Here is a 12,038-nt window from a genome sequence, read left to right as displayed (position 1 = left end):
TTGACAGGGAGCAGTTCAAAAGACGCTGATTGATGCGGATTTTTGATTATTTCTTCAACAGTAGATAGATGAAGTACGGTGCTCCAATCAAGGCGACGACGATCCCAGCCGGTACACCGTCTGGTCCTGCGATGTTGCGTCCGATCGTATCAGCGAACGCAAGCAACCAGCCGCCGAGTAAGAGGGCAATCGGTAGGAAGAACTGATGTCGTGGTCCAACGAGCGCGCGGGCGATATGTGGCGCCATCAGACCGATGAAGGAAATCCCACCTGTGACAGAGACGGCAGCAGCGGCAAGCGCGACGGCTGTCAACAAGAGTTGGATCCGTTCTTTTTCAATCGCGACGCCAACACCGATTGCGACCGGTTCATTCAAGGCAAGTAGATTGAGCTTATTCGCCTTATAGAACGTCAGCGGAATCAAGACGAGTAACCACGGCAAGAGCGAGTAAACGAAGATCCAGTCTGTTCCCCAGATGTTACCGGCGAGCCACTTCGCGATGAAGTCGACCTTTTCACGACGCGTCGATGAAATCAGGATGACCATGATTCCAGACAGTGCCATCGAGAAGCCGACACCGGTCAAAATCAAGCGGATCGGTTGGAGTCCTTGTACACGGTCGTACGAGAACAGGTAGATCGCTGTCGCGGTGACGAGTGCACCGAAGAAGGCAGCGATCGGTAACAGATAGATGAATGACCCGACATCGGTCGGGAAGTACAGGAAGAACAAGGCGACGGCGACGCCAGCTCCCGTGTTGATGCCGATGATACCGGGATCAGCGAGTTCGTTGCGTGTGATGCCTTGTAAGATTGCACCTGATAAGGCAAGTGCCATTCCCGCCATGACGGTGATGAGCAGTCGGGGTAAGCGGAGCGAATAGAGGACGAACTCCTCTTTGAACGAACCGTTTCCAAGTAACGTCGGTAGTAAACGATCATACGAAAGGGAAGCAGGTCCAAGACCGATGCTGACGACGAGTGTTGCGATCAATAGTGCCAGTAACGTCCAAAACGTCAGTTGCTGGCGACGGCGTAAACGAGATTCCATCATGAGAAAGCACGCCCTCCTTTCCGAACGATTAAGAGGAAGAATGGTAGCCCGAGCATCGAGACGATTGCGATGACCGGCGTCTCATAGGGTGCGTACAGCGTCCGTCCGATCGTATCGGCAAGCAACATGAACGTTGCGCCAAAGATCGCGGTCATCGGCAGGATGAACCGATAGTCCGTCCCGACGATCGCGCGGACGATATGCGGAATCATCAGCCCGATGAATGCCATGTTCCCGACGAGGGCTACGGCAGCACCAGCAAGCAAAATGACAACGACGTAAAGCACCGCCTTGATCCGCTGGATGTTCTGTCCGAGTCCGAGCGCGACTTCTTCCGAAAGACTGAGGATCGTCAATTGCCGCGAGAAAATGAACGCAATCACGATGCCGATCGCGATGACCGGCGCGATGACTTGTAGTTGTCCCCATGTCGACCCGACGAGTCCCCCGGACGTCCATTGTGAGACATCTTGGGCAATCTTGAAGTAGATCCCGATTCCTTCTGCAATCGCGTATAGAAACGCTGAGATCGCGGAACCGGCAAGGACGATCCGGAGCGGTGAGAAGCCGCCTTTTTTCGAAGCCCCAATTCCAAAGACAAGTGCTGCCCCGAGTGCTGCTCCGACGAAACACGCGATCATGATCCCGAAGTAGTCAATTTTCGGGAACAGGACGATGACGAGCGCCAGTGCCGCATTCGCTCCTGCCGTCAGACCGAGCAGACCAGGATCGGCGAGGGGATTACGTGTCATGGCTTGCATGATGGCACCTGAGACACCGAGTGCCGCTCCGACGAGGATTGCTGCCAGTTCCCTTGGCAAGCGGATTTCCTGAACGATTTTTGCTTTTTCATTCAACGGTCCGAACGTCAAAGCGTTCCAGACTTCGCGCATCGTCGTATCGGCGGCACCGAACGTCATCGCGATCCAGAACATCCCGAAAAAGAGGACGAGACCGAGTGTGATTTTAATGCCGAACGGAATTCGACCAGCTGACATGAATGTCGCCTCCATTTCTGATTCAGTGAGTGAGCCACAAAAAAAGGGAGGAATCCCGCAGGTTCCCTCCCTTATTCATTATGCGCCAAGGAAACTTTTCTTGAAGAACTCGAGTTGACGTTCGAGTGTGAGCGGATCGTTGAAATAGAACTCCTTCGAATCGACTTCGAAGACACGATCGTTTTTGACGGCTGGAATGTTCTTGAACGTATCCGTTTTCGTGAATGAGTTGTCCGCTTCCGCACTCTTACTGAAGACGAGGTAGTCGCCTGCGTATTCAGGAAGGACTTCTGGTGACAATGCGTAGTATCCGTCTTTTAATGCCATCTTCGTGACTTTATCCGGCATTTTCAATTTCATTTCCTGATAGAGAATCTCTGTTCCACGACCCCAGTTATCGCCGAATACGTAGAGTTGTTTATCGAAGCTTTCGATGACAGACACAGTAGCATCTTCACCGATTTTTGCTTTGATGTCTTTACCGGCAGCAGCAGCACGTGTTTTGAAGTCTTTGACCCAGTCGCGTGCTTCTTGCTCTTTGTTGAGCAATTTACCGATTTCGATGTGTTGCGTCAAGTAGTCGACTTTTCCGTATGTGTACGTGACCGTCGGAGCGATTTTTTTGATTTTGTCGAGGTTTTTCGTTGTCGAGTAGCCGATGATCAAGTCAGGATCGAGTTCGATGATTTTTTCAACGTTCTCTTCCGAAACTTCCGTGACATCTTTTAGTTTATCGAACTTCGGATTCGCTTTTGACCACGAATCGACACCAACGACAGGAACGTCTAGTGCCATGACGTTACCAGCGAACCCAGCGAGGACGACGACACGTTTTGGATGAGCTGGAACTTTAATGTCACCATTCTCCGATTTGTACGTGATCGTTTCGTTTTTCGACCCAGACGCTGCGTCGTCTTTTTTCTCCGTATTGCCACACGCTGCGATGACGAGCGTGAGAATGAGTAGAACCGGTAAAAGTAGTTTCTTCATGATTCAATCTCCCTTGATTAAGTTGTAGGTGATACACATCGGCTTGTTCGTCCGCGGATCGCGTCCGATTTCAGCATCGATATGGAATACTTCTTGTAAGACGTCTTTTGCGATGACTTCCTCACACGTTCCGGCTTTGACGACTTCACCGTTTTTCATGGCGATGATATAGTCAGCGAACCGTGCCGCTTGATTCAAATCATGCAGGACCATGACGATCGTCCGTCCTTCGGTCCGGTTGAGATGCTCGAGCAGTTCAAGCACCTCGAGTTGGTGGGCGAGATCAAGATAAGTCGTCGGTTCATCGAGGAAGATGATATCCGTCTCTTGGGCGAGTGCCATCGCAATCCAGACCCGTTGACGTTGACCACCCGACAGCGCATCGACCGGACGGTGTTTGAATGCCATCGTATCCGTTGCTTCGAGTGCCCAATCGATGATCTCGTAATCGTGTTTCGTCAAGCGTCCGAATCCTTTTTGGTACGGGAAACGACCGTATGAGACGAGCTCTGCGACCGTCAGACCACTTGCGCTCTCTGGAGTTTGTGGCAGAATAGCCATTTTCCGGGCAAGTAGCTTCGTGCTTTCCTTGGCGATATCAAGACCATCGAGCAATGCACGTCCTGATTGATGAGGAATGATTCGTGTCATCGCTTTCAATAAAGTCGATTTGCCACATCCGTTCGCCCCAATGATCGTCGTGATTTGTCGATCGGGAATTTGGACGGACAAGTCTTTGACGATGGGACGATCACCGTAGCCGATATTGATTTCTTCTGTTGCTAGACGTACCATACGCGACGACTCCTTCGTTGTTCTTTCCATTTTCAATGATAATGATTATCACTATCGTCTCATTAACCATACCAGTCCTGTAAAAACGCTGTCAACATTTTTTCTTGTGTTCAAGAGATGTTCACGTTATCATGAGGGAGTGAGAATGATAATCAATCGTAATCAAAGACGAGGAGTGAGTGAGATGAGGGAACAGGAGTTGTTCGACGTAACGATCATCGGCGGAGGACCTGCAGGGTTATATTCGACGTTCTATAGTGGTCTTCGGGGCATGAAGACGAAATTGATCGAGTATCAAGCAGAACTCGGAGGAAAATTGCACGTTTATCCGGAAAAGATGATCTGGGACGTCGGCGGACAGCCACCGATCACTGGTGAAAAACTCATGGCTCAACTCGTCGAACAAGGACTGACGTTCCAACCGACTGTTCAATTGAATGAAAAGATCATCTCGATCGCAAAAGACGTCTTCGGCAACTTCGTCTTAGAAGCAGAATCGGGTCGGATCCATTATTCGAAGACAGTCATCGTCGCGGTAGGCGGCGGCATCCTCAATCCACAAAAATTAAAAGTCGAAGGTGCGGAACGCTTTGAAGTGTCGAACTTGAACTATACGGTCAAATCGATTGAACGCTTTAAAGGAAAGACCGTCATCGTCTCAGGTGGTGGGAACTCGGCGATCGACTGGGCGAATGAGCTCGAACCGGTCGCGAAAAAAGTCTACGTCACGTATCGCCGGGATTGTTTCTCGGGGCACGAGGCGCAAGTCGATCAGCTCGTTAAAAGTTCTGCTGTCTGTCTCCTTAATACGACGATTCACAAGCTGATCGCAAGTCCTGATCATCAACGGATCGCATCGGTCGAATTGATCGACTGTCAAACAGAGGAAATCGTTGAGATTCCAATTGATGAAGTCATCATCAATCACGGCTACGAGCAGGATGCGGCACTGCTTGACGCGTGTGATCTCGATATCGCACGGGTCGATGACTTCTATATCGCGGGTAACGCGGCGAGCGAATCGAGTGTACCGGGTCTATATGCTGCCGGAGATATTCTTTCGCACGACGGGAAGGTCCACTTGATCTCAGGTGCCTTCCAAGATGCGGCGAACGCTGTCAACCGGGCGAAACGCTTCATCGAGCCGGAAGCGCCAAAAGTGGCGATGGTCTCGTCACACAACGAAGTCTTCAAAAAACGCAATCGGGCGTTGATTGAGGAACGCGTTAATCAACAATCTTGAATAATGTTTAAACGTCCAAAATGCTTGGAAACAAGCGGATTTTGGACGTTTTTTTGTATGAATTTCATTTTTGTACTATAACAGAACGATTTGACAACGTACTGTATTTAGGACAAAATTCTACTTATGTTCCACTACATGTAGGATACAAGTAAGACGGATGTATAAGGAGGAAGGGTATGACAACTACGAAACGTAAGCCAATTGGCCTTGCCTGGCAAATTTTAATCGGCTTGATTCTCGGGATCACAGTCGGTGGTGTATTTTATGGGAATCCCCATGTCGCGGAGTGGCTTAAGCCAATCGGTGACATCTTTATCCGGATGATGAAAATGATCGTCGTTCCGATCGTCTTCACGACAATCGTTCTCGGTGTCTCATCAGTCGGTAGTCCGAAAAGTCTCGGACGTCTTGGCGTCAAGACACTCGGTTACTTCACGATCGTGACGATGATCGCAATCTTCACGGGGCTATTCGCAGCCAATCTGATTGAACCGGGTGCTGGTATTAATATGTCGACACTTGATAAAACGGACATCTCGACATATGTTGAAACGGAAGAGACGACAAAAGACGCAGGGCTCGTCGACAAGATCGTCAACATCGTCCCGACGAACATCTTGGACGCGATGGTCCGCGGTGACATGCTTGCCATCATTTTCTTCTCGGTCTTATTCGGACTCGGTGTTGGTTTCGCAGGAGAGAAAGGCCAACCGGTCGTTCGTTTCTTCGAAGGTGTCGCAGCGGCGATGTTCAATCTCGTCAACATCGTCATGAAGTTCGCGCCAATCGGTGTCTTCGCCCTGATCGGTGTCACGGTCTCGACGTTCGGGATTGAGTCGCTCGGTTCATTGTTTAAACTAATTGCGACATTATACGTCACAGCGCTTCTCTTCATGGTCATCGTCTTCGGCGGCATCATGAAATGGGTTGGTGTTCGGGTCTCAGACTTCGTCCGCGTCTTCAAGGATGAATTGCTCTTGACGTATTCGACGGCATCGTCCGAGACGGTACTGCCGCGCGTCATGGAAAAACTCGAACGGATGGGCGTTCCGAAATCAATCGTTAGCTTCGTCGTACCGACGGGTTATTCGTTTAACCTCGATGGATCAGCGCTCTATCAAGCGCTCGCTGCCTTGTTCATCGCACAGATGTACGGTATTGATCTCTCGATCGGAACACAACTGACACTTGTCTTCGTCTTGATGCTGACATCAAAAGGAATGGCTGCCGTTCCTGGCGTCTCCTTCGTTGTTTTGCTCGCGACACTCGGTACGGTCGGTATCCCGGCAGAAGGACTTGCCTTCATCGCGGGGATTGACCGGATCATGGATATGATGCGCTCGGTCGTCAACGTCACAGGAAACACGCTCGCTTCACTCGTCATCGCGAAGTGGGAAGGTGTCCTGGACGAAGACCAACTCGAGACATTCATGTCGACAGAAGGTAAAAAAGACGACATCCGCAGTGCGTGATTGTCGTAAGTATGGGGAAGGACTGAATCGTCAGTCCTTCTTTTTCGTTTGCGAAAATGGATTAGGTAGTTACTCGTCATTGGTATTGTTGCAGTCTGTATCGTACAATTTTACTTAGCAAGATTTGAAAGAGCTTAGAGTCCCACCATTGGACTCGGGATTTATGGCTATCAAGAAACAGTACATACACCGTGGTCGAGATTTAGTATTTATTAGAGAGAGGTGAGGGAATACGATGGAACGACAAGACGTGCCCGCTTGGGTACTGGCACTCGAACAGGAACATCTCGAGTTCATCCGGAAGTTCGTCTTGAGCTCTGGTTCGTTGAAGGATATGGCAACTGCCTATCAAGTATCCTACCCGACCGTCCGGGCGAAGTTGAACCAGTTGATCGAGCGGATTGATTCGATGCAGCAGGAAGATGTCGAATTCGTCAACATGATCAAGAACTTGGTCTTAGATGAACGGTTGAGTCTCGATGTGGCGAAGACGATCATCGATTCCTACCGCAAGGGTCAAGCGAAAGAATAAACCAAAAAACGAGATTCCCGTCTGACGGAAATCTCGTTTTTTTATTGCTTGTCGTTCTTTTTGTCCTGTTCCTTCTTGATCATCTTCTTTGCTGCTGCGCGGAAGCGGAAGATCAAGTAGAGACGGTAGAAGTCGATTGCGGCAAACAACGTCAGCAGGATCGTCCAGAAGTTAAAGACAGTTCCTGCTTCGACCGAGTTGTTGTAGGCGAGGAACATGAAGAGAATACCGAATATGGCATAGAACACTGCCATGAAGTTCGAGCTTTGACGCATGAAAACACGACCTTTCGTAAATTAAGACATCGCGTAGATGGCGAGTACGACGATTCCGTTGTTAAAGACATGGATGGCGATCGGAGCAATGATCCGGCGCGTCTTGACGAAGACGAGCGAGAAGACGAAACTCATCGCGACATAGATTAAAAATTTGTTGTCTTGGTGGATCAGTCCGAACAAGGCACCCGTCAAGATGAAGCTGAAGAAGAAACCGAGCTTCGAGGAGAGATTGCCGAACAGGATATGCCGGAACAAGAACTCTTCCATGATCGGTCCGAGCAAGACGACCATGACTTGCAGGAGTGGGATGACTTGGATTGCTTGGATGATCTGATCCGTATTTTGCGATTTCGCGACATTCTCGATCCCGCCTGCCATCCAGGCATCGATCAAGTTGACACCGATCAAGAGCGCATACAAGAGAACGATCCCGATTCCGATCCATTTCAACGTATCCATCGGATCGGTTTGACGTCCCTCTGCCTTCCACTTCTGCCAATCGGGACGCAGGCAGTAGTAAGAGACGATGACGGCGACCGTGAAGCCGATCGCAAGCCACCAACCGGCGACGTCAGCAATGACGTTTTTCGGAAGGAAATACTGGAACGAACCCGGAACCAATTGGACGATCAGATAGATGATGATCGGGATGACGTGACGCTTTTGCCACTTCTCCGCCATCACGAAAGGCAGACTGATTGGATTTTTCATCGTACAGGACACAACTCCTTTGTAATGAAGGTACTGTCCCGATTGTAACAAACAAACGGTCTTGGCGCACGATTGACGATGATTCAAAGGTGTCGATTTCGGGAAAACGGATAAAGGTTCAGGCTTGAATTCAGAAGAGAAAGCGTATAAGATAAAAATATGTTAGCACTCAACGAAAGTGAGTGCTAAAAAAACAGTCATTTTCAAGGAGGATGTTTCGCATGTTAAAACCACTTGGTGATCGCATCGTGATCGAAGTCGTTAAAAAAGAAGAAACAACACTCGGAGGAATCGTTCTTCCTGGGTCAGCGAAAGAAAAACCACAAGAGGGTAAAGTCGTCGCTGTCGGTACAGGCCGTGTGACAGAACAAGGCGTACGTGTACCACTTGAAGTGAGTGTCGGAGATCACGTCATCTATGCACAATATGCCGGTTCGGAAGTCAAAGTCGACGGCAATGAATACTTAATTTTACGCGAAAGCGATATTTTGGCAGTAGCCGAGTAATTCAGTTAATCATCTAAAGGGGGATTTCAGTCATGGCAAAAGACATTTTATTCAGTGAAGAAGCACGTCGGGCAATGCTCCGCGGGGTCGATGCATTAGCGGACGCAGTCAAAGTCACGATCGGACCAAAAGGACGTAACGTCGTTCTCGAGCGGAAGTTCGGTTCACCACTCATCACGAATGATGGTGTGACGATCGCGAAAGAAATCGAACTCGAAGATCACTTCGAGAACATGGGTGCAAAACTCGTCGCAGAAGTTGCCTCAAAAACGAATGAGATCGCAGGGGATGGTACGACAACAGCGACAGTCCTCGCACAAGCGATGATTCGGGAAGGTCTCAAAAACGTCACAGCGGGCGCAAACCCGATGGTCATCCGTAAAGGAATCGAAAAAGCGGTTCGTCGCGCTGTCGAAGAGTTGCATACGATCGCAAAACCAATCGAAGGTAAAGAAGCAATCGCCCAAGTCGCAGCGATCTCAGCAGCGGACGAAGAAGTCGGTCAATTGATCGCAGAAGCGATGGAACGTGTCGGTCAAGATGGTGTCATCACGATCGAAGAATCACGCGGCTTCACGACAGAACTCGATGTCGTTGAAGGGATGCAGTTCGATCGTGGTTACGCGTCACCATATATGATCACGGATTCAGACAAGATGGAAGCGGTCCTTGAGAACCCGTACATCCTCGTCACGGACAAAAAGATCTCAAACATCCAAGAGATTCTTCCAGTCCTCGAGCAAGTCGTCCAACAAAACAAACCACTTCTCATCATCGCAGAAGACGTCGAAGGCGAAGCACTCGCGACACTCGTCGTCAACAAACTTCGTGGTACGTTCAACGCGGTAGCAGTTAAAGCACCAGGCTTTGGTGACCGCCGGAAAGCGATGCTTGAGGACATCTCGATCGTCACAGGTGCAGAATTGATCACAGAAGACCTCGGTCTTGATCTGAAAGAAACACAAATCACGCAACTCGGTCGCGCGTCGAAAGTCGTCGTCTCAAAAGACAACACGACAATCGTCGAAGGTCACGGACACGGGGATTCGATTGAAGCACGTGTCGGTACGATCCGTGCGCAAATCGAAGAAACGACAAGCGACTTCGATCGTGAGAAATTACAAGAGCGTCTGGCGAAACTCGCAGGCGGCGTAGCCGTCGTCAAAGTCGGGGCAGCAACCGAGACGGAACTGAAAGAACGCAAGCTCCGGATTGAAGATGCACTCAACGCGACACGCGCAGCGGTCGAAGAAGGAATCGTAGCAGGAGGGGGAACAGCCCTCATTCACGTCACGAAAGCCGTCGAATCGATTCTGTCGGTCTCAACAGGCGACGAAGCAACAGGTGTCAACATCGTTCTTCGCGCACTCGAAGCACCACTTCGTCAAATCGCGGAAAACGCGGGTCAAGAAGGTTCAGTCATCGTCGAACGTCTCAAGCATGAAGCGCCAGGAATGGGCTACAATGCGGCAACAGATGAGTATGTCGACATGATCGAGACAGGAATCGTCGACCCAGCGAAAGTAACGCGTTCAGCACTTCAAAACGCAGCGTCGGTTTCAGCGATGTTCTTAACAACAGAAGCCGTCATCGCCGATAAACCAGAACCAGCCGGATCTGCTCCTGCAATGCCTGATATGGGCGGCATGGGTGGAATGGGCGGAATGATGTAAGACATTTCATCTAAAAGTACCGAATCCTAGTAAATAGGGTTCGGTACTTTTTGTTTGCGATAGTATACTTAATAGTTGAAAGAATTACATAAGCACCACTCATCAGTTTAGAAATACAGATAATGAAAGAGGAGACGTCAAGTGAATGAAATTTTAAAAGGTATAGTAACATCGGGTACACTCATCGTCGCAATCGGCGCTCAAAATGCGTTCGTCCTTAAACAAGGTTTACTTAAAAACAATATTTTCTGGGTGGCGCTAGTATGTTTTTTATGCGATGTGTTATTGATGTGTGCGGGCGTACTGGGAGTTGGTACCGTCATTAAGAATAATACGTTTGCAAATGTTGGTCTTGCGATTGTCGGAGGACTATTTCTTCTCTTGTATGGATTTAAATCTTTTCGTAGTGCATTTTCGTCATCACATACAATGGGTGTTTCAACAGATTTTAAAATCATGCCTATTCATAAAACGATCTTACTCACATTAGCGATTACACTTTTAAATCCACATGTCTACTTAGATACGGTTGTCATCATCGGTGGTATAGCTGGAACTTTGACATTTGATCAAAAAGTCAATTTCTTGATCGGAGCTTTGATTGCCTCATTTGTTTGGTTTTTTGGATTAGGATATGGATCGAGATGGCTCATTCCTGTTTTTAAACAACCAAAAGCGTGGAAAGTATTAGATTTTGGAATAGGATGCTTAATGTTCTGGCTATCGTATCAATTGATTCAGTTTGCTTTAGAAAAAAGTTAAAAAGATCTTTAAAGGACTAAGGAGCAACTGCAAAATATGAAGGACGATGAGGTTTTATATTTAGTTGAGCAGATGTCTGAGGAAAAGTACTTCTATCAGGAAGAATCGAAGTGCTATACGAACGAAGGCTCACCATCAGACACCGCTTATGAAAAAGTTCGTCATTTTAGGGACGCGAATATGCTTCCGAGATTGAACACGTTACTCGACAAAGTGAAACAAGCAGAACAAAAACAACATCTTTATTTTATGATTGGAACGATTGGTGAGAATTCGGGAGATGTTCGTGCAGGGATGTTATTGCTTGAGAAACTGGAGCAAGAAACAAAGCTGAGTCTTCTTGAAAGTATCTTAGAAGAAATAGCAAAACAACGATGCATTCATAATACAGAACGAATTGTAAAATACATAGACGATTCTCGGTCGTCTGTTCGAGAGGCTGCGATTCAAGCATTGCGAGTCTGTCGAGATGAGATAGCAGAGGATGCATTAATTCGTTTGATTACGACATCAAATAACTCTTTTGATATCATGAGTGCTAATTTTGTTTTAGCCACGATTGGAACAGAGCGAGCCGTTCCTTATTTGACTCCTTTATTGGATCATTCTCGAGGAGATGTGAGACATTCGGCTTTAGCTGCACTAAGTAACCTTGGTGATAAAGCACATCTCCCGATTTTTGTGAACGGATTAGAAGATAGATCCGGCAATGTTAAGGAATATGCATTAGTCGCAATCGAGCGACATGGTGATGAAGTAGCGATTGAACTGGTAATCAAACGTTTACAAATATTATTGAAGCGAAAGCGAAAGCGACAGATACAGACAGATGAAGTCATAATCGCTCTTCGATTTTTATATCGATACCAGCATTCCTCTCAGGCGATTCCTAAACTATTTCATTGGATCATTCAAACAAAAAAAGAACTTTTGTTTGACGAAGAATGGCGATGGTTCGAAGATCATTTTACTTATTCTTGATGTGGCTAACGATAAACAAAAAAAGCCTGACCATTCATTA

General features: G+C 48.1%; 13 protein-coding genes. 7 read left to right on the top strand and 6 right to left on the bottom strand.

Translation table 11 applies throughout. From position 1 onward, the window contains the following. Positions 1-46: 46 nt before the first annotated feature. The 4 genes from B4C70_RS06730 to B4C70_RS06715 all read right to left on the bottom strand — a co-directional run bounded on the left by B4C70_RS06730 (position 47) and on the right by B4C70_RS06715 (position 3,837). Positions 47-1,054, bottom strand: a complete 1,008-nt coding sequence (locus B4C70_RS06730; protein ID WP_023469597.1) for a FecCD family ABC transporter permease — start codon at positions 1,052-1,054, stop codon at positions 47-49. After that, positions 1,051-2,052, bottom strand: coding sequence for a FecCD family ABC transporter permease (locus tag B4C70_RS06725; protein ID WP_071908836.1), 1,002 nt, complete (start codon positions 2,050-2,052; stop codon positions 1,051-1,053). The genes B4C70_RS06730 and B4C70_RS06725 overlap by 4 nt, the downstream gene beginning before the upstream one ends. Positions 2,053-2,130: 78 nt before the next feature. After that, on the bottom strand, positions 2,131-3,042 hold the full coding sequence (locus B4C70_RS06720; protein ID WP_290777786.1) for an iron-hydroxamate ABC transporter substrate-binding protein: 912 nt from the start codon (positions 3,040-3,042) through the stop codon (positions 2,131-2,133). A 3-nt stretch (positions 3,043-3,045) separates the two neighbouring features. After that, on the bottom strand, positions 3,046-3,837 hold the full coding sequence (locus tag B4C70_RS06715; protein ID WP_023469594.1) for an ABC transporter ATP-binding protein: 792 nt from the start codon (positions 3,835-3,837) through the stop codon (positions 3,046-3,048). Positions 3,838-4,021: 184 nt separating this feature from the next. On the opposite strand from B4C70_RS06715, the gene B4C70_RS06710 reads away from it, so the two are divergent. From B4C70_RS06710 to B4C70_RS06700, 3 genes are all read left to right on the top strand, one after another. Continuing rightward, a complete protein-coding gene (locus B4C70_RS06710) occupies positions 4,022-5,080 on the top strand; it encodes an NAD(P)/FAD-dependent oxidoreductase (RefSeq protein ID WP_023469593.1) in 1,059 nt (352 codons plus the stop codon). Positions 5,081-5,259: 179 nt separating this feature from the next. Beyond that, positions 5,260-6,555, top strand: coding sequence for a cation:dicarboxylate symporter family transporter (locus tag B4C70_RS06705; protein ID WP_290777783.1), 1,296 nt, complete (start codon positions 5,260-5,262; stop codon positions 6,553-6,555). Positions 6,556-6,790: 235 nt separating this feature from the next. Beyond that, positions 6,791-7,087 carry a DUF2089 family protein gene (locus B4C70_RS06700; protein ID WP_290777780.1) on the top strand — a complete coding sequence of 99 codons (297 nt, stop codon included), beginning with the start codon at positions 6,791-6,793 and terminating at the stop codon, positions 7,085-7,087. Positions 7,088-7,128: 41 nt separating this feature from the next. Here the strand turns inward: B4C70_RS06700 and B4C70_RS06695 are convergent, their stop codons facing one another. Both B4C70_RS06695 and B4C70_RS06690 read right to left on the bottom strand, forming a co-directional pair. Continuing rightward, positions 7,129-7,362 carry a DUF4305 domain-containing protein gene (locus B4C70_RS06695; RefSeq protein WP_023469589.1) on the bottom strand — a complete coding sequence of 78 codons (234 nt, stop codon included), beginning with the start codon at positions 7,360-7,362 and terminating at the stop codon, positions 7,129-7,131. Between the two features lie 21 nt (positions 7,363-7,383). Continuing rightward, positions 7,384-8,076 carry a CPBP family intramembrane glutamic endopeptidase gene (locus B4C70_RS06690; protein ID WP_290777775.1) on the bottom strand — a complete coding sequence of 231 codons (693 nt, stop codon included), beginning with the start codon at positions 8,074-8,076 and terminating at the stop codon, positions 7,384-7,386. A gap of 221 nt (positions 8,077-8,297) precedes the next feature. Between B4C70_RS06690 and groES the strand changes: the two genes are divergently transcribed. The 4 genes from groES to B4C70_RS06670 all read left to right on the top strand — a co-directional run bounded on the left by groES (position 8,298) and on the right by B4C70_RS06670 (position 11,998). After that, positions 8,298-8,582 (top strand): co-chaperone GroES, encoded by a 285-nt coding sequence (groES, locus tag B4C70_RS06685; RefSeq protein WP_023469587.1) that lies wholly within the window; start codon positions 8,298-8,300, stop codon positions 8,580-8,582. 32 nt (positions 8,583-8,614) lie between these two features. Continuing rightward, on the top strand, positions 8,615-10,255 hold the full coding sequence (gene groL / locus B4C70_RS06680) for a chaperonin GroEL (protein ID WP_023469586.1): 1,641 nt from the start codon (positions 8,615-8,617) through the stop codon (positions 10,253-10,255). A gap of 141 nt (positions 10,256-10,396) precedes the next feature. Further along, positions 10,397-11,017 (top strand): LysE/ArgO family amino acid transporter, encoded by a 621-nt coding sequence (locus B4C70_RS06675; protein WP_290777771.1) that lies wholly within the window; start codon positions 10,397-10,399, stop codon positions 11,015-11,017. A 36-nt stretch (positions 11,018-11,053) separates the two neighbouring features. Further along, the gene (locus B4C70_RS06670; protein ID WP_290777768.1) at positions 11,054-11,998 is read left to right on the top strand and encodes a HEAT repeat domain-containing protein; all 945 of its coding nucleotides are present in this window, start codon (positions 11,054-11,056) and stop codon (positions 11,996-11,998) included. Positions 11,999-12,038 lie beyond the last annotated feature (40 nt).

The organism is Exiguobacterium sp. UBA5002 (assembly GCF_002396765.1).
GTDB lineage: Bacteria > Bacillota > Bacilli > Exiguobacteriales > Exiguobacteriaceae > Exiguobacterium_A.
The sequence above is the reverse complement of the archived record's forward strand: the minus strand, read 5'-3'. Positions and strand labels throughout refer to the sequence as shown.

Coding starts and splice junctions, on each gene's coding strand:
- B4C70_RS06710 (WP_023469593.1), top strand. CDS start 4,022: ATGAGGGAACAGGAGTTGTTCGACGTAACGATCATCGGCGGAGGACCT.
- B4C70_RS06700 (WP_290777780.1), top strand. CDS start 6,791: ATGGAACGACAAGACGTGCCCGCTTGGGTACTGGCACTCGAACAGGAA.
- B4C70_RS06705 (WP_290777783.1), top strand. CDS start 5,260: ATGACAACTACGAAACGTAAGCCAATTGGCCTTGCCTGGCAAATTTTA.
- B4C70_RS06695 (WP_023469589.1), bottom strand. CDS start 7,362: ATGCGTCAAAGCTCGAACTTCATGGCAGTGTTCTATGCCATATTCGGT.
- B4C70_RS06715 (WP_023469594.1), bottom strand. CDS start 3,837: ATGGTACGTCTAGCAACAGAAGAAATCAATATCGGCTACGGTGATCGT.
- groES (WP_023469587.1), top strand. CDS start 8,298: ATGTTAAAACCACTTGGTGATCGCATCGTGATCGAAGTCGTTAAAAAA.
- groL (WP_023469586.1), top strand. CDS start 8,615: ATGGCAAAAGACATTTTATTCAGTGAAGAAGCACGTCGGGCAATGCTC.
- B4C70_RS06690 (WP_290777775.1), bottom strand. CDS start 8,076: ATGAAAAATCCAATCAGTCTGCCTTTCGTGATGGCGGAGAAGTGGCAA.
- B4C70_RS06730 (WP_023469597.1), bottom strand. CDS start 1,054: ATGATGGAATCTCGTTTACGCCGTCGCCAGCAACTGACGTTTTGGACG.
- B4C70_RS06720 (WP_290777786.1), bottom strand. CDS start 3,042: ATGAAGAAACTACTTTTACCGGTTCTACTCATTCTCACGCTCGTCATC.
- B4C70_RS06725 (WP_071908836.1), bottom strand. CDS start 2,052: ATGTCAGCTGGTCGAATTCCGTTCGGCATTAAAATCACACTCGGTCTC.
- B4C70_RS06670 (WP_290777768.1), top strand. CDS start 11,054: ATGAAGGACGATGAGGTTTTATATTTAGTTGAGCAGATGTCTGAGGAA.